Annotated in this window: 20 protein-coding genes and 1 pseudogene; 10 read left to right on the top strand and 11 right to left on the bottom strand. The window is 53.4% G+C overall.

What is annotated here, in order from left to right:
* Nucleotides 1-19: 19 nt before the first annotated feature.
* Nucleotides 20-1198, bottom strand: a complete 1179-nt coding sequence (locus tag JC200_RS06610; RefSeq protein ID WP_274435431.1) for an MFS transporter — start codon at nt 1196-1198, stop codon at nt 20-22.
* Between the two features lie 300 nt (nt 1199-1498).
* On the opposite strand from JC200_RS06610, the gene katG reads away from it, so the two are divergent.
* Together katG and JC200_RS06620 are read left to right on the top strand one after the other, a co-directional pair.
* A complete protein-coding gene (gene katG / locus JC200_RS06615) occupies nt 1499-3712 on the top strand; it encodes a catalase/peroxidase HPI (RefSeq protein WP_274435432.1) in 2214 nt (737 codons plus the stop codon).
* A 191-nt stretch (nt 3713-3903) separates the two neighbouring features.
* Entirely contained in the window at nt 3904-4134 is a 231-nt protein-coding gene (locus JC200_RS06620; RefSeq protein WP_274435433.1) for a hypothetical protein, read from the top strand.
* A gap of 75 nt (nt 4135-4209) precedes the next feature.
* Here the strand turns inward: JC200_RS06620 and JC200_RS06625 are convergent, their stop codons facing one another.
* From JC200_RS06625 to JC200_RS06635, 3 genes are all read right to left on the bottom strand, one after another.
* Nucleotides 4210-5856: a hypothetical protein gene (locus JC200_RS06625; protein ID WP_274435434.1), complete on the bottom strand. Its 1647-nt coding sequence runs from the start codon at nt 5854-5856 to the stop codon at nt 4210-4212.
* Nucleotides 5853-6644 (bottom strand): ABC transporter ATP-binding protein, encoded by a 792-nt coding sequence (locus JC200_RS06630; protein WP_274435436.1) that lies wholly within the window; start codon nt 6642-6644, stop codon nt 5853-5855. The genes JC200_RS06625 and JC200_RS06630 overlap by 4 nt, the downstream gene beginning before the upstream one ends.
* A gap of 163 nt (nt 6645-6807) precedes the next feature.
* Complete coding sequence (locus JC200_RS06635; protein ID WP_274435437.1) at nt 6808-8742, bottom strand: ABC-F family ATP-binding cassette domain-containing protein; 1935 nt, start codon at nt 8740-8742, stop codon at nt 6808-6810.
* A gap of 286 nt (nt 8743-9028) precedes the next feature.
* On the opposite strand from JC200_RS06635, the gene JC200_RS06640 reads away from it, so the two are divergent.
* Nucleotides 9029-10996 carry a TOMM precursor leader peptide-binding protein gene (locus tag JC200_RS06640; protein ID WP_274435438.1) on the top strand — a complete coding sequence of 656 codons (1968 nt, stop codon included), beginning with the start codon at nt 9029-9031 and terminating at the stop codon, nt 10994-10996.
* Between the two features lie 100 nt (nt 10997-11096).
* On the opposite strand, the gene JC200_RS06645 is transcribed toward JC200_RS06640, so the two are convergent.
* Entirely contained in the window at nt 11097-12218 is a 1122-nt protein-coding gene (locus tag JC200_RS06645) for a serine hydrolase (RefSeq protein WP_274435439.1), read from the bottom strand.
* Between the two features lie 255 nt (nt 12219-12473).
* Between JC200_RS06645 and JC200_RS06650 the strand changes: the two genes are divergently transcribed.
* The gene (locus JC200_RS06650; protein WP_274435440.1) at nt 12474-13808 is read left to right on the top strand and encodes an MFS transporter; all 1335 of its coding nucleotides are present in this window, start codon (nt 12474-12476) and stop codon (nt 13806-13808) included.
* Between the two features lie 126 nt (nt 13809-13934).
* On the opposite strand, the pseudogene ltrA reads toward JC200_RS06650, so the two are convergent.
* A pseudogene (ltrA, locus tag JC200_RS06655) lies at nt 13935-14966 on the bottom strand (group II intron reverse transcriptase/maturase); the annotation flags it as partial.
* A 44-nt stretch (nt 14967-15010) separates the two neighbouring features.
* Here ltrA and JC200_RS24380 point away from each other — a divergent pair.
* The 3 genes from JC200_RS24380 (at nt 15011) to JC200_RS06665 (ending at nt 17847) form a co-directional block, all read left to right on the top strand.
* Complete coding sequence (locus JC200_RS24380; RefSeq protein ID WP_443111902.1) at nt 15011-15265, top strand: DUF5372 family protein; 255 nt, start codon at nt 15011-15013, stop codon at nt 15263-15265.
* A gap of 24 nt (nt 15266-15289) precedes the next feature.
* Nucleotides 15290-15652 carry a DUF6788 family protein gene (locus JC200_RS06660; protein ID WP_274434015.1) on the top strand — a complete coding sequence of 121 codons (363 nt, stop codon included), beginning with the start codon at nt 15290-15292 and terminating at the stop codon, nt 15650-15652.
* A 152-nt stretch (nt 15653-15804) separates the two neighbouring features.
* The gene (locus JC200_RS06665; protein ID WP_274434016.1) at nt 15805-17847 is read left to right on the top strand and encodes a recombinase family protein; all 2043 of its coding nucleotides are present in this window, start codon (nt 15805-15807) and stop codon (nt 17845-17847) included.
* Nucleotides 17848-17870: 23 nt separating this feature from the next.
* On the opposite strand, the gene JC200_RS06670 is transcribed toward JC200_RS06665, so the two are convergent.
* Together JC200_RS06670 and JC200_RS06675 are read right to left on the bottom strand one after the other, a co-directional pair.
* Nucleotides 17871-18317, bottom strand: coding sequence for a hypothetical protein (locus JC200_RS06670; protein WP_274435443.1), 447 nt, complete (start codon nt 18315-18317; stop codon nt 17871-17873).
* 499 nt (nt 18318-18816) lie between these two features.
* Complete coding sequence (locus tag JC200_RS06675) at nt 18817-19947, bottom strand: MBL fold metallo-hydrolase (protein WP_274435445.1); 1131 nt, start codon at nt 19945-19947, stop codon at nt 18817-18819.
* A 261-nt stretch (nt 19948-20208) separates the two neighbouring features.
* Here JC200_RS06675 and JC200_RS06680 point away from each other — a divergent pair, with 261 nt between their 5' ends.
* Nucleotides 20209-20706 carry a PaaI family thioesterase gene (locus JC200_RS06680; RefSeq protein ID WP_274435446.1) on the top strand — a complete coding sequence of 166 codons (498 nt, stop codon included), beginning with the start codon at nt 20209-20211 and terminating at the stop codon, nt 20704-20706.
* Between the two features lie 48 nt (nt 20707-20754).
* Here JC200_RS06680 and JC200_RS06685 read toward each other — a convergent pair whose 3' ends face one another.
* Nucleotides 20755-21345: a class I SAM-dependent methyltransferase gene (locus JC200_RS06685; RefSeq protein WP_274435447.1), complete on the bottom strand. Its 591-nt coding sequence runs from the start codon at nt 21343-21345 to the stop codon at nt 20755-20757.
* 204 nt (nt 21346-21549) lie between these two features.
* Here JC200_RS06685 and JC200_RS06690 point away from each other — a divergent pair, with 204 nt between their 5' ends.
* Nucleotides 21550-22302: a sulfite exporter TauE/SafE family protein gene (locus JC200_RS06690; RefSeq protein ID WP_274435448.1), complete on the top strand. Its 753-nt coding sequence runs from the start codon at nt 21550-21552 to the stop codon at nt 22300-22302.
* 73 nt (nt 22303-22375) lie between these two features.
* Here JC200_RS06690 and JC200_RS06695 read toward each other — a convergent pair whose 3' ends face one another.
* Nucleotides 22376-22666, bottom strand: coding sequence for a hypothetical protein (locus JC200_RS06695; protein ID WP_274435450.1), 291 nt, complete (start codon nt 22664-22666; stop codon nt 22376-22378).
* 403 nt (nt 22667-23069) lie between these two features.
* Nucleotides 23070-23828 (bottom strand): VIT1/CCC1 transporter family protein, encoded by a 759-nt coding sequence (locus JC200_RS06700; RefSeq protein ID WP_274435452.1) that lies wholly within the window; start codon nt 23826-23828, stop codon nt 23070-23072.
* A 305-nt stretch (nt 23829-24133) separates the two neighbouring features.
* On the opposite strand from JC200_RS06700, the gene JC200_RS06705 reads away from it, so the two are divergent.
* A complete protein-coding gene (locus tag JC200_RS06705; RefSeq protein WP_274435453.1) occupies nt 24134-24571 on the top strand; it encodes a hypothetical protein in 438 nt (145 codons plus the stop codon).
* The last annotated feature ends 52 nt before the right edge of the window (nt 24572-24623 follow it).

Below are 24623 nucleotides of genomic sequence, written 5' to 3' on the forward strand. Positions count from 1 at the left end.
GCGACCTAGACTAGACGGCTTACAGGCTCGTTACATCAGTCTCTCGTTGCATGGCGTATGCCGGTTGTCCTGCCACTTGCGAGATGCGGCGAAGGAGTACGATCAGGTAGACGCCGGCGGCTAAGAACACAACTGCGGACAGCGACGCCAGCCAGCCGAGTGCGCGGGCACCGACCAAGGCGCCGCCAGCGAATGAGCCGACTGATGTCCCGACGTTCGTGCCAAAGACGCGAACACCGAACATCTGCGAAAAGTCGGTCACAGGCGTCAATTCTAGGAATGCCGCGTCAACAATCGGACCTGGAATCGACGTAGTCGCTGTGCGCGCCAGGTACAGTGCACTGTACGCGCCCGGACTGCGAGAGAAGGCGAGTCCGAGCGTAAGACCAATTGTGGCCACGTAACTAAGCCCCAGAGTGGAGTTGCGGCGGAACTTACGCAAGAGCGCGGAAACAAACAACGATCCGAGGGAGACCATGAATGTCCCTCCCGCCGCAACGACCGCTGTACCGTGTGTCGACATACCGAGCTGTCTGTGGATAATAATGGTCGCAAACTGATTGACGAGCGCCATGCCAATGCCAAACATGCAGGCGTACACCGACATCGCGAGGATGCGCCGCGATGGTCGCCGGAAAGCGGTGTGCGTCTTGGTGTCTCGCCCTTGTGTAAACAGGCGAATCGGCATGGCGGCAAGTGTGACCAGGGCGCCGACTACGACTGCAGTCCCGTAGCCGGACGCTGTGCTGACCCAGCCCGATGCCACGCTGCCAGCGCCAATAACAAAACTGTACAAGGCGACAAATTTGCTCAGAACACTCGCCATCTCTCGGTCGGAACTGAGTCTCTTCAAGACAACGTTCTCCGTGCTCATCAAAAGCGCTGCGCTGAGTCCTGTCACGATGGAGCCGACGGACCAGAGGAGCACAGTGTGAGTGAGCGCCGTGATGAGGTAACCGAGAGCCAAGCCAAAACTTGTCGCCTTCCATACCTTTGACGCCCCGATGTAATCCGCGACGGGCCCGAACAGCAGTGCACCGACGCCGCCGCAAAGCGCATTCAGTGCAAACTGGAAGCCAACCATAGCGTCGCTAGCGCCGTGCGACACGTAGTAGAATGGCTGGGCATATTGGAATAGGCCAATCCCGATGTCGAGAATCACCTCACTGACCAAATATAAAGCTAGGTCGCGTTTCATAGTTGCCTCCTGAAGCGAAATCCCCGGTTCTCGTAGTAAATCAACTATAACCGATAGCAGCCATTCTGATGAGTGCGAAATTATGGTGGTGTCGGACCGAACACGCGTGGCTCGTTTCATCGCATAACTGCAATTGAAATCAATATAATGAGACGAGTGCTTGACGTACTGGCGAAGGGATGTCGTGACGACCTCTGGCCACCAGAAGTGGGCCCGTCCCCTTGACGACGGAGGTGCCCCGTTATACACTTTATTTATATTAAATCTAAATCTAAACTTTGATAGAGGGGAGAATTGCCCATGCCAGACGCTGACAACACCGGAAAGTGCCCGGTCATGCACGGTAGTGCTACGACTCACCAATCCCGCGGTCCGTCAAACAAAGATTGGTGGCCAAACCAACTCAACTTGAACATCCTGCGTCAACATGACCGCAAGTCAAATCCCATGGGTGACGGCTTCGATTATGCCAAGGAATTTGCAGAATTGGATTACGATGCCCTCAAGCGCGACCTTCGCAACCTCATGACAGACAGTCAAGATTGGTGGCCTGCTGACTATGGACACTACGGCCCCTTCTTCATCCGTATGGCCTGGCACTCTGCAGGTACATACCGCATTGGGGACGGGCGCGGCGGCGCTGGAACCGGTTCACAGCGCTTCGCTCCCCTCAACAGTTGGCCGGACAACGTCAATCTCGACAAGGCTCGCCGACTGCTCTGGCCAATCAAGAAAAAGTACGGTAATAAAATCTCTTGGGCCGACCTGATTGTCCTCGCGGGCAATGTCGCGATTGAGTCCATGGGCGGAAAGACAATCGGTTTTGGGGCGGGCCGCAGGGACGTCTGGCACCCTGAAGAAGACATCTACTGGGGTGCTGAAACCGAATGGCTCGGTGACAAGCGGTACACTGGCGACCGCGACCTGGAGAATCCGCTCGGTGCCGTGCAGATGGGTCTCATCTACGTGAACCCGGAAGGACCAAACGGAAACCCTGACCCATTGGCCGCTGCTCGCGACATCCGCGAGACCTTTAAACGCATGGCGATGAACGATGAAGAGACCGTGGCGCTCATTGCAGGCGGACACACATTCGGCAAGGCGCACGGTGCCGGTGATCCGACACAGGTCGGCAGGGAGCCTGAAGCCGCCCCAGTCGAGGCGATGGGCCTAGGCTGGCAGAGCGCACACGGCAAAGGCTTTGGCCGTGACACAATTGGAGGAGGTCCTGAAGGTGCTTGGACAGCGAATCCCATCGAGTGGGATAACGGCTACTTCGACCTGCTGTTCAAGTACGAGTGGAAACTGACCCAGAGCCCAGCCGGCGCAAAGCAATGGGAACCCGTGAATCCCGTGGAAGAAGACCTTGCCCCGGATGTAGAAGACCAGTCGAAACGAGTTCCGACCATGATGATGACTACTGATGTGGCCTTGCGAGAGGACCCAGAATACGCAAAAATCTCTCGGCGGTTTCACGAGCAGCCCGACGAGTTTGCGGATGCATTTGCTCGCGCTTGGTTCAAACTAACACACCGCGACATGGGACCACGAGTCAGGTACCTAGGCCCAGAAGTCCCGACAGAAGAGTTTGACTGGCAAGACCCAGTCCCGACGGTCGACTATGAGTTGACTGACACAGAAGTCGCCGACCTGAAGCGCAGGATTTTGGACTCCGGGCTTACGGTCAGCGAATTGGTGACAACGGCTTGGGCTTCAGCCAGCACCTTCCGTGGCTCAGATATGCGCGGCGGCGCAAACGGTGCTCGCATACGCCTTGCACCACAGAAGGATTGGGAAGTAAACCAACCGTCACAACTCGAAAAAGTGCTTGGCGTACTAGAGCGGATCCAAAACGAACTCGACAAGAACGTAAGCATGGCCGATTTGATTGTGCTCGGCGGCAGTGCAGCAGTTGAGAAGGCTGCACGCGATGCAGGTTTTAACGTCACAGTTCCGTTTTCTTCTGGACGTGGCGATGCAACGCAAGAGCAGACGGATGTCACCAGCTTTGCCGTGTTAGAGCCGATTGCTGACGGGTTTCGCAACTACGCAAAGCCACACCACAGCGCAATTGCAGCGGAGCTTTTAATTGACAAGGCGCAGTTGCTCAACTTGACTGCACCGGAGATGACCGCTCTGATTGGCGGCATGCGCGTCTTGGGTACAAACTACGACGGTACAGAACACGGTGTGTTCACCGACCGCAAAGGCGTGTTGAGCAACGACTTTTTTGTCAACCTACTGGACATGGGCGTTGAGTGGAAGCCAACCGACAGCGGCGTCTATGAGGGACGTCATCGACAGACTGGGGAACTTGTGCGCACGGCGACGATTGTCGACCTCGTGTTTGGTTCAAACTCCGTCCTGCGCGCCCTTGCAGAAGTGTACGCACAAGACGACAACCAGGAGAAGTTTGTCAGAGACTTTGTCGCAGCTTGGGTCAAAGTCATGGACGCAGACCGCTTCGACCTTGGCACGCGGGTCTCAGAAGATGAAAGCCTAGTCTTGGTCTAAAGCGACGACGCAAGTCCACGCAGTCTCTGCATTGTTCGAGAGCCCTCGTCTACAGTGACGGGGGTTCTAGTTATTCTCCCAAGTTTATCATTCATCCACGCATGTCCTTCGCAGTAAGAAGCCTGTCTGCATTGACTAATGGTGTGTTGACAAACACACGACTAGGCCTTAAATGAAGGGTGGTGGGGAATATGAACACGCGGGAGAAATACAAGGTCATCACCGTCACGTTCGATAACCGCACAAATCGCGTCTTTTACGTGAAGTACAAGAACGCGCATACGCGAATCAACACTGGAGAACTCGCTCGTGATGTGTTTACCACTCTTTTGGGCGCCGGCTACAAGCAGCGTGCGGCACTGCGAGGAGACATCTACTCCGTGATTGGATTCACCAAGAAGTACCGCAGCGCGTCCTGCTAAGGCCAAGAGAGTTGCAAGCGACGGGGCGTCCCCAAGGCATGTTGAGGCCTGAAGGGATGCCACCGCCACTTCTGGTCAAGGCGTCCAAATGCGTCTCCCTCGACGCTCCATCCCCCCACTCCAAACCAGCGCGTTTAAGAGAATTAGAATCCCCGCATACACGTACACACCGAACGGAATCAGGGTACTAACAAAGTGTACGGCGACGAAAATCAGAATCAACAAAATGAGAATCGGTACGATGTAGCGGTCCGCCGCTGGAGTCGTTTCAAACGGTCGCGAAAAGGGTAACCCTTTCTCCAAAAAGTGAAAGCTAATCACAGTGTAGACTCCGATGCTCAGACCCACAATGACCAGTTGCGGCACCACTCGCCAGCCAAAGATGAGCGTGAACACGACGCCATCAATCAGGTAGATGGGAAGAAACAGCCGCACCAGAGCAGCTTTCACAGTTCCCCGATAGACGGACGACAAACGTTCTACTGGGGTTACCTCGTAAATCCAGGCCGCCTTGTACTGACTAGAGTGTTTCAACATCATCAAGAAAGTCGGCACCACCAGGCTGATTGCGTAAATAAACAGATACGCCTTCCCGGAAGCCAGCGAGTGCCCTCCGCCTGAAAAGGCTGGGTTGAGCAGGAAGATAAACGGAAACACAAGAGCAAGGCCGACTGATGGGTAAACTTTCAGTTTGAAATCCCGCTCTTTTCCCATCATCCACGAACTGAACTGAAAAAACGTTTGCTCCTCTTGACTTCTGCAAAGAAGTCGAGAAACGAACGGGATCAGCCTAGACTGCCGCTCCCTTTGTTTTGCGCTGTTTGCGAGTTTTTCAAGCCGTCTCTCAAACGTTGGTAACAGCCGAATATAGAGACCTAGCAAGGCAGTAGGCACCAAGACTGACAAAATCGAGAGCACGACGATTTCGCCTCCCTGGTGTCCACTTTGGAGCCATGTAAATGCTGCGCCAAACCAGATAGGTGGGACAACGACCTGCCACCAAGCGGTGTGGAACGCGATGTGCCGATTCAGGAGTGCAAAGGACCGCCCAACAAGTTGATAGCCGACGATCATAACAATCGACAGCGCTATCTGTACGTAATTGATGATGTCCTTCAATCGCTCACCGTCAAAGGCGTTGAGAATAACCAAGTAGAGAAGGGCAGTAAACACCAACACAAACATGTCCATCAAGATGATCATGAGGACAAACAGCAGAAAGAACACGAAACCATGTCGCAACAAAGCGACGATGAGTCCGGGGGCTGCGAGCGTGCCAGTCAACATAGAGAGGTACATTGTGACGTGAATGGCCCGGGCAAAACTAAGCGTGCGCGCAGGGACCGGTTTTGTAGCGATGATGGAAATGTCGCGAACATCGAGCAACACGGCGGCGAAGTCCGAGATCATCGACATCATGGCGAGGAACATCAAGATGGCAAAAGATGTGCTCATCTGAAACAGGTAGGTCTGATTCATCAGAACAAACGGAATCAGAACCAGCCCCAGAAAGGCGTACAGCCAAAGGGACCGGACAAAGCGGTTGCTGTCCTCGTCGAGTGGCTTCTTACGTCGCGCGTTTCGCATGATGGTCGGCACCCTGCGGGTATCCATGGTGAGTTTGACCTGCAGGATGTCTCGCAACAGCGGGTAGTCACAGCCCAATTGCTCGAAAATTTTGCTGAACCGGTCCAACAGCCGTAGAGACAGGAACTCTTTCATCGAGACACCTCTTCGACTGTCGACACAAACCGGGCTGCGATATCTGTGTGTTCGTGGAAACCCGTGATGTCATTAAAAACTTCCTCCAGCGACCGCTCACTGGCTTGTGCAGACAATTCCTCAAAAGTCCCATCCGCAACAACCAGGCCGTCGTTTAAGAGAACGATTCGGTTGCTGATTTTCTCCACAACTTCCATGATGTGAGATGAGTAGAAGATCGTTTTTCCTTTGGCTGCAAGTTGAGTCAAAATGTCTTTCACCACACTGACACTGTTGGCATCGAGGCCACTTAGCGGTTCGTCGAGGAAAAGGATATCGGGGTTGTGCAGTAGACTAGATATCAACAGGACTTTCTGACGCATTCCTTTAGAATACGAGGACAGCCGACTGTTGTACGCAGAGCTGAGGTCGAGAATCCCCATCAGGGCGCGCGCCTTCCGTTCGGCAGTCTTGGGGTCAATCCCGTACAGCCTGCCAATGAACGTTAAATACTCGCCTGCCGTCAGAGCGTCGTAGATTTCTGCTGTCTCCGGGACGTAGCCAATTCTTCGTTTGTACGTCAGTTCGCCATCCTCGAGCGTCTGCCCGAAAATGCGGATCTCGCCGAGGTAGTCCTTGACAAGCCCCAGAACAGATTTGATGGTGGTGCTCTTCCCCGCGCCGTTCGGTCCAATGTAGCCGATGATTTGCCCGCGTTCCACATTTAGGTTGACGCCTTTGAGAACCACATTGGTCCCAAACACAACGCGCAAGTCGCGGATGGACACGGCAATATTCGTCTCTGACAAGGTGAAACCCCATTTCTTGGTCCGAATGAAAGACCGGAAATAATAGGTATGGAAACAAGATGATTGTGCGAATTCGTACCTCTGTCCACCCTGATGGTTCGCCTTGTAGAGCGCCTGATCGGCAATCATCCACCTCAGTTTACCAATCAACGGTTCCTGGGGTCTACTTAGGATTCCGACTTCGTTCAATTTCCTCCGCTCGCTCACTCAAGTAGGCCCAACGGTCGAACAACTCGCTTAGGCGGGCTTCAAGCGACTGTTGTTCCGCGAACAAGCCCTGCAAGCGACCGACATCTACGCCAGTCTGTTCCATCTGGCGACTGACTTCAGCGAGAGCCGCATCCGCCTCTGCAATCCGGCCCTCGATCTCGTCATATTCCTTTTGCTCCTTGTATGTAAACTTGAGCGTGACCCGCTCCTTGCTCTCACCTCTCGTACTCCCCACGCTGCGCAATTCACGTTTCGCGGGCGGGCTGGCGGGGTCTGCGAACTCCGTTTGGTCATCCGCTCGCTTCGCTGCGTAATCGGAGTAGTTCCCCGTGTACACCGAGACTCGTCCGCCGCCTGTGCAGTCAAATACCTTTTCGACCACATTGTCGAGGAAATAGCGGTCATGAGAAACGACGATGACTGCTCCGCGAAAGTCGGCGAGAAACGCCTCGAGCACTGTAAGTGTGGGAATATCAAGGTCATTTGTCGGCTCATCTAAGAGCAAAACGTTTGGCGCGGAAACTAAGGTCTTGAGCAGAGCGAGTCGGCGCTTCTCGCCACCCGACAGTTTGTTGATGGGCGTCCACTGAAGCGAGGCTGGAAACAGAAAACGCTCGAGCATCTGCGAGACCGACACCATCTCTCCATCCGCAGTCCCGATATATTCTGCACTTTCCCGAATGTACTCAATGGCCCGCTGACTCCCGTTGAGTTCTTCGTGCTCTTGAGAGAAGTAACCGATTTTTACTGTGGACCCGAACGACACAGACCCGCTATCTGGTGGAAGTCGATCCGCCATCAATTTGAGCAGCGTGGACTTTCCGCTGCCGTTTGAACCGACGATGCCAATTCGATCCCCACGCAACACGATATAGCTGAACTCGTCGACCACCGCAACTTCGTCGAAATGCTTGGTCACGTGGTCGAGTTCAATCACCTTGTTGCCCAACCGTGATCGAGCGATTGAAACATCAAGCGTCTGGGCCGCTTCGCTCGGTCGCCGTTCGAGGATTTCATAGTAACGCTCCGTTCGCGCCTTCTGCTTGGTGCCACGTGCCTTAGGGCCGCGTTTAATCCACTCGAGTTCGTTGCGCAAGAAGTTTTGCCGCTTCTCTTCTGATGCAAGCGCCTGCTCTTCTCGCTCCAGCTTGGTCTGTAAAAACGTGTCGTAGTTGCCGACGTACTGAAAGAGTTTCGCCCGTTCCAGTTCGAAAATGCGGTTGACGACTCTGTCCAAAAAGTAACGGTCATGCGTGACCATAAACAGAGCACCACTGCGCTTCTGCAGATACGACTCGAGCCAAGCAACGCGCTCGTTGTCGATATGGTTGGTCGGTTCGTCAAGCACAAGCAGGTCAGACGGCTGAATCAGGGCGCGAGCAAGCGCGACCCGCTTTCGCTGGCCCCCAGACAACGTCCCCACTTTTGCCTGGTAATCAAAGATGCCAAGCTGTGTCAGGATGGTTTTGGCTTCGTGTTCGAGTTGCCACGCGCCTTGCTCATCTAATTGTGCCTGCAGCGCAATCAGTGTAGCCTCATCGCCTTCGGAATGTCGTCCAGCCTCAACCGAGCTCAAGACCTGCTCATATGCCCGCAGCAACCGCATGACGGGCAAGTCACCGTTAAACACCTGGTCGAGAACAGTGCCTTCGGCATCGAATACAGGCTCCTGAGGGAGATAGTGAACCGTCAGCCTACTGCCCAGGGTCACGGTACCCGATTCTGGAGAATCCAGTCCGGCCACAATCTTCAACAAGGTCGATTTCCCTGCCCCGTTCACTCCAATGAGCCCAATCCGGTCCCCCCCGTCGATCCCGAAGGTGATTTGGTCAAATAAGGTCTTCTCACCGTAGCTTTTGGATATTTCGCTTGCTGATAAGATGTTCATCTTTGCCTACCCCGCTCGCCGTGTCAGTGTACTGATTCCACGATATCAAACCGGAAGAGGGGTTGCACGCCCAAGTGAGGAACGACTTTGTACCTTGTGCTGTCCACACCGATTCGCTACGTTGCGCATGACATCCATAGTCTTTGGGCTGAACCCTTTAGTTTCGTTCTCCCCGTTAGAACCTCGACTTCCAATTCGTTTTGTTCTACAGGCACCCACGACTGAGTATTTTTCTTATACATAAGGCGTGTAAATCTGTCAGTTACACAGAAACGTGGGGAGTCTAATGAATTTCGTCCTACTTCACGAAGATTCTACATTGGCTCGGCACATCGAGGACAACTGGAAAAGAACGCACGGGGAAAGTCCAGAACTTCATCTGACTCAGACTGGTTCTCTGGACGACCTCAAAAATTGCCTGCCGAACCTTGTCGTGTTGGCATCGGACCAGCCGTCAGAATTTGAACAGACGGTACTAGCAAAGTGCAGGCAGTTCAAACTCCGGGTGCTATCGGTGCTCGGCAGAGGTTCGACAGTGCTGCTTGGTCCGCTCGAGACACCGGGTATCCCAGGCTGTACGACGTGTCTGCAACTGCGCTTTGACAACACCTTCGACCGAAGTTTCATGAATGCTATTTTCAACCTGCAAGACAGCCCAGTGGACATGCCGCTGGAGATGACTGAAACAGACCTGGTCACGTTGGCGGACATCGCAACCCAAGAGATTGAGTCTATCCTGTCGGACGCTCCGACGCCTCCAAACTGTCGAGAGAAAGTTGGTGTATACAAGCCACCAGCACCAGTCGAGTGGGTACCCCTCATCCCGAACCACGATTGTCCGCGATGTGACCTTATGCCAGCTGACAGTCCCGCTCTCGCCCAATTCGATTTCTCCTCCCATGTGATAAAAAACATGGATACTCTACGAGTTGGGACAATCGATTGCACGCGCTTGCAAGCGCTGTTCGTACACCCCGACGTAGGCTACATTTCGGCGATAAACGCGTTTGCGAATGAGGGCCGATACGTACAAGCGAACGCATACATTTGTACCCCCGATGGTGATGACATCGCCGGCTACGGTTCGGGATTGACCTTAGTCGACGCGAAGCAGTCAGCGATTCTTGAGGCCCTTGAGCGGAGTTGTGGCGTTCAAGCAGTGAACCGTCGACCGGTCGTGTTTCAGAGGTATTGCGAATTAGCTGCTCCCGCAGTCCATCCATCCCAATTTGGCTTCCACCTCCCGCAACTGTACAAGTCGTCGCACAGCCTCATACCGTTCGCTGAAGACAGGAGTTATTCATGGATTTGGGCATACTCGACCAAGCAGCGGCAGCCGCTGCTGATTCCGGAACAGGTCGCCTACTATGGACCAACGGCTGACGAGAAACGGTTCATCATCGAGTCATCGAATGGATGCGCACTCGGAGGCACAGTGGAAGAGGCAGTCTTGCACGGGTTATTTGAAGTGCTTGAGCGAGATGGTTTTCTAAACATGTGGTATGGGAAGATGCCGGCACCTGAACTGAAGCTGGACGACACTTGCCCCCGTGAGACATCTGATGTCCTTCATTACCTGTCGGAAGTAGGATTTGAAGTGCGTCTGTTCGACATCTCTCATGACCTGAGCATTCCTGCGGTCTGTGCCGTGGGTATTAACATGGCGAACGACTATCCGAAAGTTGTCAGCGGGGCAGCGGGCCATTTAAATCACCACCAGGCCGTCTACGGGGCGCTGCGCGAGTTAAGTGTTCAAGTGATGAACCTTTTGCAGGCACCAGCAGAAAAACACGAACATGCCGTGCCGATGTTCTTCGATGCCTCCAAAATCAAGACCCTTCACGACCACGTTGCCGTCGCCGCACTGCCTGAAGCGTATCCGCGTTGGGACTTCCTCCTCAGGCAGACGAACGCCGCGCAAATTCGCTCGGTCTCAGAGGCGTACGCAGGCGTAGACATGCTCTACCAAATGAAATCCAGAGACATTCGAGTGGTTCTCAGTGCAGTTCTTGACGATTTACACAGTCGGGGGTTTGACGTGATTGTGGTCAATCAGAGCAGCCCCGAGGTGTCTCACGGTGGGTTCTATGCAGTAAAGACCCTAATTCCCGGAATGACGCCAATCACGTTCGGCTACGGCACGCAACGAATTGAGGGACTCACTAGGCTGTTCGAGTTGCCTCATCGGCTAGGGTATTCCTATGGAGTGCTGTCGCCACAAGACCTAAACCAAGATTGCCACCCGTTTTCGTAAGTAGGGTGAAGGCCAAGGCACATCGCAAAGGCGGTAGGGAGACACTCCCACCGCCTTTGCGCGACTCGCTCTTCGTCGTTTGTCGTCCTACTCTGTTGTATCACAGTTCACTCCAAATAATACGAGAAATCCCTTCGATCGTCGCAATGCCATACCCTTCAGACGGGTTGTTTCGAGTAAGGACACCCACGACGTAGTTCCTCCCTACTCCATTGATATAGCCTATGCTGTTAATCTCCCACCCCTGCGTTCCAATGGGGAGCCAGCCATTTTTGAGCGCCACCGTGGAGCCACGGGGTACACCTCCCGACACGCCCCAATCCTCCCAGGACACGACGTGTTCCATTAAATAGAGTCCGTAGTTGCGCTGTGGGTTGCCTAGCAACTGATTCGGATAGGCGTAATCACGGACAAGGTTGACCTGGTCGAGGGCCGAGGTCTGGGTTAATCCCCAGTATCCGTCTAATCCTGGTGTGGTCTGGTCCAACCCAGCGGTTCGCAGGAATTGATCAATTCCCCAAGCCCCGCCGGACAAGTTCCACAGTTCTGATGCGTCGTAGTTGTTACTGTCCTCAATCATTGGGGGCATGAGGGACCTCTCTTCAGGGCTCAAGGAAGTGTGATGAATTTCAGTTTGATGCAGCAGATTCGCCATAATGATTGCCTTCACAATACTCGCTGTGTCAAACCGCAAGTTTGGATTGTATAAGTAGGTTTGTCCGTTTTCAGCGTCATAAACGGCAACCGAAACTGTACTCGAACGAGATTTGATGTAGCTAAGAAATTGCTGACCAAAAATCGGGGTATTCCACAAATCCCAGCGTAATCCGTCCCAGTTGCTGCGAATACCTAGACGGTTTAGGACTTGCATGATGTACCAGATTGGCATGTAAGTGGTTGGCTTGTTGGAACTCGGGTCAATGTACGTGATACCTGACACGTGTTGTACGAGTGTACCGTTAATCAAGATGCTCATGTCTCCGTGACCCGGGCTTACCCCTTCTAGATTGACGGAAGTCGTGGAAGGCGTCACGAGTTGCAATATGTGCCCATTCCACGAGTTCTTCACCCCCACTCGAGCCAGGGCTTCGGTCACATACCAGATGGGCATGTAGGTTGTTCCACCTGCAACGAGACCGTAAGGACTGCTTACCACTTGACCGTCCAAGGCAACCAAATCGCGCTGGACAGGGTAAGTCGTCGACGCTTGAGCTGCCGACAAGTAACCGCCTCCTGCAAGAAGGACAACCGCAGTTATCAATGACACGACAGTCCTTTTCACAATTTCACCCCCCGCAAATTTGCGTCAAGAAATGATATGCAACGCGGGGTGAAACACTGTACCTGACGGAAGCAAAATCTTATAAAGTATTCGACGATTGCCCGCTTCTGTGATACATGTTTAGTGAGGACAAATTCTTCGATTGACAGCGGTACTGCAATGCATTTGTAGAACAACTTGAGGAGGAGTGCGTTTGTGGAAAGACTGGACATGGAGCAACTCGGCGAGGCGCGCTGGACCCGAAAGACAACCTGGATGTTTATTTCCTTTGTACTGGGACTAGCGCTCGAATCGTACGTCTTTTCGCTCAGCTCAATCGCGATCTACTGGGTCACCATGCCCAAGTCCTTGGGCGAACTGCTACTCGCCTGGGCTCCCATTTGGCTCATCATCGGCATCATGCTAGCAGGTCCATTCTCTGATCGGTACGGTCGCAAAGTCACTTTATACACAACCCTGGTTTTGTACGTAATCGGCGGCATCATTCTGTTCTTCAGCTTCAACTTTGTCGTCATCCTCGTTTCTCTGTCTCTCATGTTGATCGCTGGCGGCGGTGAGATGAACTCAATTATGGTCGCCAGCCACGAGCTGATGCCGAGAAGACACCGCGGTAAGGCGACGATGATGATCATCAACGGCATCAATTTGGGCGGAGTGGTGTTGGCCATTCTAGCGATAACCACCTCTGCACTGAGCAACAAGGCAGTTATCAGCACCCAGCGTGATGTCGTAGCGGTGGCAGTGCTGATCGTGGTCGCGATTCTGTTTGCAACCCGCGTGAGCATGCCGGAGTCGTTCCTGTGGCTTCATAAGCGAGGTCGCGATGCCGATCTCAAGAAGGTGGTCGCGTCGTACTTTGGTTCGCAAGTCGCCGCTTCTGCCGTCATCGCCGAGACGGAAGCGTCCTCTAAATCCGCGGTGCCTGCAGGACCGAAACCAAGCTTAGGATATACCACCTTCACGATGGTCGTGATGGTGCTCGTCGCAGCGGCAAACACGATTGGATTTGGCCTGATGGCCTACGCGCTGGCGTACGCTTTCTTCCCACACCTACAACCAACCATCCTGGCTGTCTTCGAAGGCGCCGGCTTCGTAGTCGGATTCTTTGGGCTCATCGCCGACAGGGTATCGCGAAAAAAGTTTCTGTTTTGGAGCTTCCTCGGCACTTTCGTGATGACAGTCATCGTGGGACTGACCACGAAAGCGTGGCAACACAACATGGCGTTGTTCTGGGTCCTCCTCATTGTCCTAGCCGGTGTGAACTCGCTTTGCTATTTGACCGAAGACACCGTGAAAGCCGAAGTCTGGCCGACTTTACACCGCGGTACTCTGACCGCGGTCGCCCGATTCATCTCCATTGGGCTCTACATTCCGACCATTTACATCACGGCGAATATGTCAACGACGCACTATGTTCTGTTTAACGCGGGCGTTTGGCTAATTGGCACGCTGGCATCCGCCGCTTGGCTCATTTGGGGTCGCGAGACGGGACGCGGACTCAGCATACAGGCCGCATCTGGCGAAGTTTGAGACCACCTATCCACTTCAGCAAGGTTCGGGTAGGCAAACGCTGACATGTTCCATTCATCGAGTAGGAGGGGGCGCCTAGCCCCCGACCTCTCACACCACCGTACATGCGGGTCCGCATACGGCGGTTCATGAAACACCACGAAGTTGTAAATACCTCTCCTGAAGACTCCTCAGACCTAGCGCTTCAAAGTACGCCTTGTTCATGGCCTGGTTCAGGTTCTTCGCCATCAGCCATGGTCCGCGGCGCGAGTTCGCCATCATGTGGACTACCCATTCTGGCTGTCCGAGTGCGCGGAGCTTCGTATAGCGGGTCTTTATCCGCTTCCACTGCTTCCAAATGCACATCCTCAGCCTTCTGCGTATCCACTCGTCAAATCGGTCGCAATGTTGCTTCATCTGTGCAAGTCGAAAGTACGCAACCCAGCCCATCATGTAGGTGTTGAGTCGTCGGATTCGCTCGGACAGCGACATGCTCCGTGTTCGACTTGTTATCTGGCGCACCCTGTCCTTGAATCGCTCGATGGACTTCTCGGCCAGTCGAATCGGAGCCTGCTCCCCATAGAGAAAGCTGAACCCAAGAAACTTTCGTTTCTGTGGTCGGTCTACGGCACTCTTCTCTCGATTCACCTTGAGTTTCAGTCCTTCTTCCAGGTACTTCGTCAGTGAGGCCATTACTCGCTCCCCGGCTCTGCGCGACTTCACGTAAACATTGCAGTCGTCCGCGTAGCGGACGAACTTATGTCCGCGTTTCGTGAGTTCTCGGTCGAAGTCGTCCAGCAGGATGTTCGCCAAAAGCGGGCTGAGTGGCCCACCTTGCGGTGTGCCTTCCTCGTTCCTTACCACGACTCCGTTCTCCAGTACACCTGCGTTCAGGTACGCGCGAATCAGCCTGAGAACTCGCTTGTCCTTCACCTTTCGTGCCACACGTGCCATAAGCATGTCGTGGTTGACGCGGTCAAAGAACGCGGCCAAGTCCATATCGACCGTCCATGCGTACCCTTCTCGGATGTACTCCTGTGCTTTGAGCACCGCGTCCTGGGCTCTGTGGCCCGGACGAAATCCAAAGCTACTCGGTGAGAACGTTGGGTCGAAGATTGGGTTAAGCACCTGGAGAAGTGCTTGCTGGATGAGTCGATCGACCACGGCCGGGACGGTCAGCGCAAAATGCACTTCAGCTCAATCCCCTTTCGGCATCTGTAACTATTACCCATCCATTTCATCCTCTCCACGGGCAGACCTTTGCCCTGCTTAAAGTGAAGCACGTAAATGGGACTGCTCTGTGCTCTCTTCAAACGGATTCCACTGTCCTCTGCGTTCCAGAGTCCTGGACGGATTGGTGTCGCGTCGACTCCCAACCGGTCACCCCATTTAACGCACTGGACTTGAAGGAATTAGCCGAACTCCTTCAAAGCCTAGATGATTCCTCGATCTCAGCAACGAATTTAATTGACAATTGAAAATCAAGGAGGTAATTTCTTATTATGAATACTACTGATAAGAACGAGGCACCTAGAAGATTCAAATCTGTTCCTTTGCAAGACATCAAACAGCGGAAAGGGCAGCTGTTAAAGGCGCTGCCGCCAATGGACCAGATTCTGCGCGGATCCCTTATCACTCGACACGTAAAGTGTGGCAAGCCAACCTGTCACTGCGCGACTGGCGTTGGTCATACAAGCTTATACCTGTCGTCTTTTTATCATGGTAAAACGCAAATGGATTACGTTCCTGCAGCCTGGGAGCAACGGGTCCGAGCTGGGCTCGAAAATTATGAGGTCGCACAGGACATTCTCTCGGAACTGACTGAGCTCAATCTAGAACTGCTTCGACGCCGAGATAACGAATAGTTCGTCGGCCTCGTCGGAGGGGATGTTCGTGTCTAGTTCGGCATTAGCCGCATTGGTCGGAGATGACGCGCAAAGCTTGGACGAGCTCATCACGGTCGTAGCTGGGATGGTGCGTTCGTGCCTTGCGGCAATGCATGGGGAGGAACAAATTCATGACGACAGCACCGTCGAAGGTTCACCCAGAGCACCTGAACAGACCAGCAATTGTGTACATCCGTCAATCGAGCCTAGCCCAGGTCCGGTTTCACCGGGAGAGCACGGAACGCCAATACGCTCTGCGGGAGAAGGCCATCGATCTGGGATGGGCTCCGGAACAGATTCAGGTCATCGACGAGGACCTCGGGATTTCAGGGTCTGGCCGTTCGCAGCGTTTGGGCTTCCAGAACCTCGTGGCTCAAGTATCACTTGGCGAAGTTGGTGCAATCTTGGGTCTGGAGATTTCGCGCTTGGCGCGTTCTTCAGCGGATCTGCTGCGCCTTCTCGAGCTATGTGGCCTGTTCAACACCATCGTAGTGGATGAAGACGGCATCTACGATTTGCGAGATTTCAATGACCGATTAATTCTTGGTTTCAAAGGAACCATGAGCGAGGCAGAATTGCATTTCTTACGCGCTCGGTTAATTGGCGGCAAAAAGAACAAAGCAAAAAAGGGCGAACTCCGTTTTCCACTACCCGTTGGCTATGTGTATGACGCCAACGGACAGACAGTGTTGGACCCTGACGAAGAGGTTCAAACAGCCATTCACAATGTTTTTCGTGCATTTCGTACGACAGGTAGCGCCTACGGTGTGGTTCAGTTCTTTGCCCAAAACGGCCTTCGGTTTCCAAAACGGGCCTACGGTGGTGCGTGGGCCGGACAACTCGTTTGGGGAACACTCAACCACAGCCGAGTTCTAGGGGTACTGTACAATCCCGCGTACACTGGCGCATACGTTTTTGGTCGATATCGCGACCAAAAACGTGTGAATCCTCAAGGGCTGTTTATTCATCATACGGTGCGGCTCCCTCGCGAGCAGTGGGAGGTGTTCATTCCGGACCATCACCCGGGATACGTCACATGGGAGGAATACGAAAGGAATCTCAAGCAACTACACTCGAATCGTACCAACCTCGAGAAAAGTGGCCCCGCACGAGAAGGTACAGCCTTGCTTCAAGGGCTCGTAATATGCGGGAAGTGTGGTCGGCGCATGAGTGTACGCTACACTGGTAACGGTGGGATTTCTCCGCACTACGAATGCAAAGGACGGTGGGAACATGGGCACCGAGCCACATGCACGACAGTGCCGGCTCCGAGCATCGACCAGGCCATCTCAGAGCGCCTGCTGCAGGTAATACAACCAGCCGAATTAGAGCTTGCCCTACAGGTAATGGACAAACTGCTTCACGAAGAAGATGATGCAGATAAGGGCTGGAAATTATCACTAGAGCGGGCGCGGTACGAGGCAGATCGAGCCGAGAGACAATACCAGCAGGTCGAGCCAGAAAACCGTCTGGTAGTGCGCAGCCTTGAGGCACGATGGAATGAAAAGCTTACCGAATTGGCGCAGCTTCAAGAGCAGTACACCCAGTATGTGGAGCGCCGCAGTTGGCGGCCTACCGAACACGATAAGGTGGCAATTCTGAGCCTTGCGAAGGAGCTACCTCGAATCTGGTCCAAGCCATCCACTACATTCAAGGACCGAAAACGAATCCTTCGTTTAATGATTGAAGACGTCACCATATTCGCTGAACCGAGGAACCCAGCTGTTCGGCTTGGCTTGCGATGGCGCAATCAACATTGCGAAGAGCTCTGGGCTTGTAAGCCGTTACCGCAACATATGGTGGTCAAACATTCACCTGAAACCGTTGAGGTCGTCCGCAGGCTCTCCGAAACGATGATCGACCAGCAGATCGCAAAACAGCTAAATGAATCAGGCATGCGCACACCAGACGGCAGAATGTTCACGATTGACTCGATCAAGTGGATTCGCTACATACACAAGATACCTGGATACACTTCACGGCGTCATGGGCTATCCGTCAAAGAAGTTGCTGAGCGCCTTAGAATTGCTCCGGGGGTCGTCTACTACTGGCTCAATCGTGGAATTCTTAGTGCGACAAAAGCTGCTCCCGGGTATCCTTGGGAAATTCACTTGAATGAGCAGAAAGAACTTGAACTGCGGGAACGAATCCAGAAGTCAGGCCATTTGAATTAGCTAGTTTAGCACCAACAGTGTTGCTAGCTCTCCAATTCCAAAACCTTATTGGGAGGCGTGCAGTATGAATTCACCGTCGGAATCCCCAACTTCCTCTGCCCGCCTCCGGGTTTCGGAATCTCGACCCGCCTGACAGGTTGAGGCTTGTAGGTTCCCATGAACAGCTGCTGACGAATGTCAGCCCAGTGCGTCTGGACGTACGACCGTAGTTGTTCTACCGTTACTCCGTCCACGCCCGGCGCTCCCTTGTTCGACTCGACTCGGTACAAGGCCCGCAGCATGTTCTCTCGCTGCAACGCCTCTTCCAGCAAGGTGGTACCGTCTTCGCAGGATGGGGTCTGTCCTTGTGCCGACGACGAACTCGGCCCTCGCTCTCCAGCCTCTCGCGGCTTCACCGCTACCTTCTGGACGGAGGCCCCTTGCGGGGTATTCTGCTGTCTTTGCTCGTCGTACGAACGCATCCAGTCCATCCTCGTTTCATGTTCGGCCCTTCCACCGTCAAGCGCTTGTCGGTGTACTATGGCCTCTGCTGACTCCTGCCCGTTCAGCGCCACCTCCCGGTAGCGGTTACCAGATTTACTGGCGTATCGGACAAGCCTCCCCGGATAAGAACGGTTCCTTTCCTCTCATGCACCCGCCGCAGTGTACTGCAACAGCCCTTGGTGACTTCGGACTTCGTTGTGTAATGGCAACTCATCCGACTGTCACAGCCTCAAATGCGATTCGTGTACCTCGGGTCGAGAGTTTGCCTCCAGCTTCCTTCAGATTCCGCCTCGCGACAGACACCCTTGCTCTTGGCTAACGGTAGGTATGTCACCAACCCCCGCTCGGGACTTTCACCCTATAGAAACCGCCCGTGCCGGGCGTACATCATAAAAGCAGCACCCTCGTGGGGCGCTGCTTTTATGATCTCAAAAAGCTTCAGCTTTGTGCATTGCAATCCTACTCTGAACGAACTGTCATTGATACTTAGGCAAGGTGCTTTACGGCGCAACGATTCGGTCCTGTCTCCAGTTCCGCAATCTCTTCCGTCGTTGGAGTGGCAAAGCCGCGATTAATCTGGACAATGGTCTCGTAGTTCGGAGGCGTTTGCCCAGCGCGACCTGCTACGGCCTCGGTGAACTCCGTTTCACCAACACCTTGCAACAGTTCGTTCGTATTGCGGATTTCCTCAAACCGAGCGCCAACATAACCAGCGGCGGTGATTTCCGACGCGCTTGAGAAGTGAGCTGGCAAGATCAGCACATTGTCCCCAAGGTGACGAAGCTTATTCTCAACCGTCTCATACAGCAGTCGCGCCCACTCTTCAGCCTTTCCACCCAAGTCCGGACGCCCAAGTCCGCTCACGAAGACGGTATCGCCGGACAGAAGATACGCATCGTTTACCATGAAGGACATGCTGCCAGGGGTATGTCCTGGTGTTGGGATAGAAAGCACCTTCAAGCGAGAGGTCCCGAACTCGAACTCAAGGCCGTCTTTCAGCGCCTGATATTCCAGAGGAGAGCTTTGCATCTCGCCGGCATCAATCCAGTAGCGAGCGTCTGTCGCATTGGCAAGCGCCAGAGCACCTGACACGTGGTCCGCATGACAGTGTGTGTCGAGCACATGCTTCACGACGGCACCTTTCTCACGAGCCAAATCTTTATATACATCCGTGTGACGAGCCGGGTCGACGACAATCGCCTCTCCATTCGACACCAGCATGTAAGACAGGCAGCCTTTCGCCGGACGAATGACTTGCAGGAGTTCGAAGTCGTCAGACTTTGTGACAGTCACTGGGTAGTAAAACTCACTCCACTCCTGCATGCCGCCGTCCAAGTTAAGTGGCTCGTAGCCATTCTCAGCGAGGATTGCGGACGCCTCGCGGGAAGCATTCCCCCGTGCGCACACGACGACGACAGGTCGATCCGTTGGAATTTCCGGGTATGCGGCAGGACCGTTTACCTTCAATTTCGATGTCTGAATGTTCACCAAGTGAGCGTGTTTATGGTCAATGTGCCAGTCGGAAAACGCGGATTCACCGCGAACATCCAGAATGATGGTCTCCGGGTTTTGATCGAGTCGGTCCTTCAGTTCTTGTGCAGTAATTGTCTTATACATATTTGCTTATAACCTCCATTTCATTTACTTATAGTCATTATACCCCTATGGGTATGATACGAACTCATTATATATACCCACAGTGGTATTGTCCAGTTTTTTTGGAGTCGGACCGATTTTGTCAAGGCAAGCTGGCCATACGCAGGTAAAACCCATCGCCTTCCCGTTTTGCTGACGAGCGTCGTATAATAGACTGGTAATTGGCAAGCGAATACTGGAGTGTCATGACATTGTTTATTCAATGAAAGGGATGGGCAAAAAATGATCGAACGCGCCAACAATCCCCGTCAGGCTGTACAGGACTACTATCCCGCTGATTTTTCGTGGTGTTATGGCTGTGGTCGGCTCAACGAACATGGGCTACAAATTAAGACGCGCTGGGACGGGGACGAAACCGTTACGGAGTATGTTCCGCGACCTGAGCACATGGCCATCCCCGGTTTTGTCTATGGAGGACTAGCCGCATCGCTCATTGATTGTCACAGCACAGGGTCAGGGTCGCTTGCTTTGTATCGACAAAGCGGCTACGAACTAGGGGATGACGCACCTGTACCTCGCTGCGTTACCGCCTCGCTGAAGACCGACTTTCAAAAACCGACTCCACTCGGTGAAAAAATCGTGATCCGCGGTCACATTACCCAACTGAGCCAGCGGAAAGCAGTCGTACACAGTGAACTCTCAGTCGCGGGTGAAGTTTGCGTCCGAGGCGAAGTCGTGGTCGTCCTCGCTCCGGAATCTATGCTACAGCATGCTCAGTAGGCAGGTGGTTTGCGCGGATTGCGCACTTTCGGGTGAGTCGCGGGTACGCTATTTCAGCGCGCGGCCAGCGACGATGGGAAGTAGAAAGTTGGGCTTCACGAGCGAATACTCAACGACCTTAAAAGGTGACTGAACCAGATTGAGATGTATATCACGGTTCAGATGGCATCCACCTCCGACTCGTTTCCACAGTGGGTTAACCACATTTTGCAACAAACTTGGCACAGGTGCGTCGTGTTTCACATGCTCCAAAAACAGGTATTGACCCGTTGGTTTGAGAACGCGGTGAATTTCTCTGAGTACTTGGTCCACTCGGTCCACGCTGCATAAAACCAAGCTTGTGACAACCGTATCAAACTCTTCGTCGGCAATGTCCATGCGCTCAGCTGGGCTCGAAATAGTCCGAAGGTGCGGGAATTTGTCATTCAAATAGCCGCGCATCGTATCGTCTGGTTCAAGCATTACGGTCTCTGACACGTTTTGCGCTAGTTGGCCAACGTCTAGTCCAGTCCCGGCACCCACGATTAACGTCGCGCCATAAGCCCGGCGATTTTGTTCCGTTCGAACATCTCCGACGACTTTTTCCAAAAGATCTTGGCCCCAAATGTAAGCTTGCGAAAAGCGTGGATGGTTCACCACTCGCATACCCCTCCCTACACCAACTGAACACACCTTAGCACGTTGATGCTTCGAATTCCTCAGGAGGACAGGTGAGTGGCTTGACTTCATGCAAACGCTTGTGGCGTGGTTGGGGAGTGTCCTTTTACAGCGAAACAATTATAGTACCATGGGAAGAGAGCGTAAGGTGATAAAAACAAGAACATGATTTAGATTGGAGTACATATGTCGATATCGCTCGTTCTCGCTGCAGTTTTGATTGTCTTTCTCGGTGCCCTTACACGAACTGTGTTCGGGTTTGGAGAAGCTGTGGTCAGCATGCCTCTACTCGCATTACTCCCGGTTCATCTGCACACCTCGGTGTCATTGGTGGGACTCGTCGGGCTGACCATTGCATCACTAGGTGTAACCTTCGGTTGGCGACATGTGAATCGCAGGGAACTGTTGCCGCTCATTACGGCTGCTGTGGTTGGAATTCCTGTCGGACTCACGCTGGTCAATGTTGTTCCAGAACAGATCACGACGGGAATCCTCGGCATCGCACTCAGTACTTACGGCATTTACTCCTTAACTCGGCAGTTCTTCACAACTGCCGAAGCACAGCATAGGCTCCACCATCCGGTATGGGGATTCATATTTGGTTTTTCCTCCGGTGTATTTGGCAGTGCCTATAACTTTAACGGCGTACCTGTAGCGATCTACGGGTCATTACGTGGTTGGCATCCACACAACTTCCGCAGTACAATGCAAGCCTATTTCTTCATGTCCGGCACCCTAATCGTTGCCGGTCAGGGGATAAGTGGAATGTGGAATGCCGACGTGTTCAGGCTCTATTTGTTCTCTCTGCCGGCCATGGTTGCTGCCTTCCTGGCTGGTACCACACTCAATCGAAGGGTCTCGACAACCAAGTTTCAGCGTTATGTATTCCTCCTCATTGCACTGCTAGGGGTTTTGTTGTTTGTGAAATCGGTCGCGTAGTAGCTCTCTCCCCACTGTTGCCGCACCCCATGTCAATCAGATGTAGTTCAGACAACGGGCTGAGTGACTTACGTCAGTCGGGCTTTCTGCGATTAATGACTCGGACACAGTAGCGCCAAAGCTGTCCTAGCAGTATCGTGACGGCGACCAAGCCGATATCTACAAGTAACCAGACATGCGAGGTGGCCCACGCTTGGGGTCGAAGGGTCGCGTAGGCTTGGTTCACGTTGTTTGAGTAGGAACTGGTTGGATTCCAGCGCACACGTCCGATGAAGAGCCAATAGACAGTTAACAACACCGCCCCAAACAATGCAGTCACAGACAGCACAAACAGGCCTCTGACAAGCTCAACAATTACTTTCACGGCGTGATACCCCCTCTTCGGCCATACTCAACAAATTTGCGTTCCGCCCGAATGTCAGGTCACGATGGATTCAATGATGGATTAATTACTGGAAAGCGCAGTGCACTTGACAGAACGATATAGGACTAGAACGCCTAGAAATCTTTCCACCAAGAACGAACAGCGGACCTCTCAATCACGCCAATAAATGGTCCTTTACATTGTACTTCAACTTCATGTCTCATTTGACGAAGATTTTCACCAGTATGTGAAGCGGCAATTACATGTCATGTCCGCCTATTGTACGGAGGTTTGCATCCGGCGCGAAAAAAAGTGGCTTCCTGTCAGCTGACAAGAAGCCACTGTATTGCCCCGCACGTTTTGCTCGTCGTCTCATGTGGACAGGCTGCCTTTCAGCGCTCCATCACGGGTGTAGCAACAAGGTCCCGATAAGTCCTAAGCCGTAAGCCACTACACCGACAATCACACCTGCGAGGGTCATTTCCAGTCCGCTCGCCCACCAACTCCGCGCAGTGACAGCGCTCTTTGCAGCACCGACCGCGAAGTGCGCAACAATGCTCACAACCGCCGCTGCAATCATGGCGGTGATGCCGCTCACGAAGAAAAACGGGATGAGAGGTACGAAACCACCGACTAAGGTCGAAACACTGCCGATCCCGGCGGACTTCCAAGGGCTTCCGGCTGATTCGTCTTGAAAGCCCAACTCCTCTTGCGCCATGGTCTTGACAAACTGGTCCGTGTCCTTGGAGATACGCTCGGCCATGGAAAGCGACTCGGCTTCCGTAAACCCTTTAAGTTGATACAACAGAGCGAGTTCTTCAAGTTCGTGCTCTGGGTCTTCAAGAATCTCGCGGCGTTCGTGTTCAATTTCCTTTTGGCGCAACTCCGTCTCGGACTTCGTGGCAAGCCACGCGCCCGCACCCATCGAGAGGGTACTCGCAAGGGCGCCAAACACTCCGCTGATGAGCACCGTGTGGCTGCTCGCTGTGAAACCCGCAACGCCAGCAATAATGCCAAAGATGGCGCCCAAACCGTCGTTGACTCCGTAGATGGCATCGCCAATCCATCCGGTAGTATGAGTTTTATGCCAACGTTCCCGGCCTAACATGCGATTCAGATTTTCCGCTACGTGGTCAATTGTACCGGAAGTTTGAACGGACATAATGGTTCCCCTCCCCGCTTCTTAAAAATTGATGAGCCGTGTCGTGAACTTTCGGCCGTACTCATTGTTCTGTGTGGCCCTACAGTTAGTCAACGGAAATTTTCTTCATTTACACACGCTTATTAGGCACATAAGGTACGCCATTCAGGGAGGTTAGCAGGGTCTGCCGCATCTGTGATGATTCAGCCACATAACCTACGCGCGATTTGGACTTCCCCGAAATCATATGGGTGTAGGCAGACGCACAAGAAGAAGGACAGTAACCCACGTACGCTTGGGTATAACCCTATAAGGAGGTCGATCACGTGGCAGAGACTCCAAAACCCAAACCACAAGTTCCCTCTACGAAGCCGACGCCCCACAAGGCGCCAGTTCCGCAGTACCAAGGACCCATGTATGAATCTGACCACTATGAAACAAAGTCCTACGCGTACGGGTCTGTGCAATTCACAAAGGAGACCGTAAAACAATACGTAGGAACGTGGGTTCGTTGTCATTCCATGTACGGGGCACACGAGGGAATGCTTCACCGCGCACTGCGAGACGGGATAATTTTGGTGAACCACATGCAATTGACGACAGGCACAGTACAGTCTTCAGACGACGTCAAGTTGGGGGTATTACGGCCTGAGTGCACTCCCCACGCCGACGTAGAGCAGGTACAGTTTGTACTCCCGTTCCCAGGTATGTTTGTGCCTTACGGAGGTCTCTTCGCGCTCTATCCGCGACCCTTCCTCTGGTAACGAATGCCCGCAGGTTTCAGTTTTCTGTCAGGTGACCAGGGTGCCCGGTGTC

It is taken from the genome of Alicyclobacillus sp. ALC3 (assembly GCF_028751195.1).
Taxonomy (GTDB): Bacteria; Bacillota; Bacilli; order Alicyclobacillales; family Alicyclobacillaceae; genus Alicyclobacillus_L.

Coding starts and splice junctions, on each gene's coding strand:
- JC200_RS06635 (WP_274435437.1), bottom strand. CDS start 8,742: ATGAACATCTTATCAGCAAGCGAAATATCCAAAAGCTACGGTGAGAAG.
- JC200_RS06610 (WP_274435431.1), bottom strand. CDS start 1,198: ATGAAACGCGACCTAGCTTTATATTTGGTCAGTGAGGTGATTCTCGAC.
- JC200_RS06625 (WP_274435434.1), bottom strand. CDS start 5,856: ATGAAAGAGTTCCTGTCTCTACGGCTGTTGGACCGGTTCAGCAAAATT.
- katG (WP_274435432.1), top strand. CDS start 1,499: ATGCCAGACGCTGACAACACCGGAAAGTGCCCGGTCATGCACGGTAGT.
- JC200_RS06690 (WP_274435448.1), top strand. CDS start 21,550: ATGTCGATATCGCTCGTTCTCGCTGCAGTTTTGATTGTCTTTCTCGGT.
- JC200_RS06660 (WP_274434015.1), top strand. CDS start 15,290: ATGAATACTACTGATAAGAACGAGGCACCTAGAAGATTCAAATCTGTT.
- JC200_RS06640 (WP_274435438.1), top strand. CDS start 9,029: ATGAATTTCGTCCTACTTCACGAAGATTCTACATTGGCTCGGCACATC.
- JC200_RS06620 (WP_274435433.1), top strand. CDS start 3,904: ATGAACACGCGGGAGAAATACAAGGTCATCACCGTCACGTTCGATAAC.
- JC200_RS06680 (WP_274435446.1), top strand. CDS start 20,209: ATGATCGAACGCGCCAACAATCCCCGTCAGGCTGTACAGGACTACTAT.
- JC200_RS06700 (WP_274435452.1), bottom strand. CDS start 23,828: ATGTCCGTTCAAACTTCCGGTACAATTGACCACGTAGCGGAAAATCTG.
- JC200_RS06665 (WP_274434016.1), top strand. CDS start 15,805: ATGACGACAGCACCGTCGAAGGTTCACCCAGAGCACCTGAACAGACCA.
- JC200_RS06670 (WP_274435443.1), bottom strand. CDS start 18,317: ATGGACTGGATGCGTTCGTACGACGAGCAAAGACAGCAGAATACCCCG.
- JC200_RS06675 (WP_274435445.1), bottom strand. CDS start 19,947: ATGTATAAGACAATTACTGCACAAGAACTGAAGGACCGACTCGATCAA.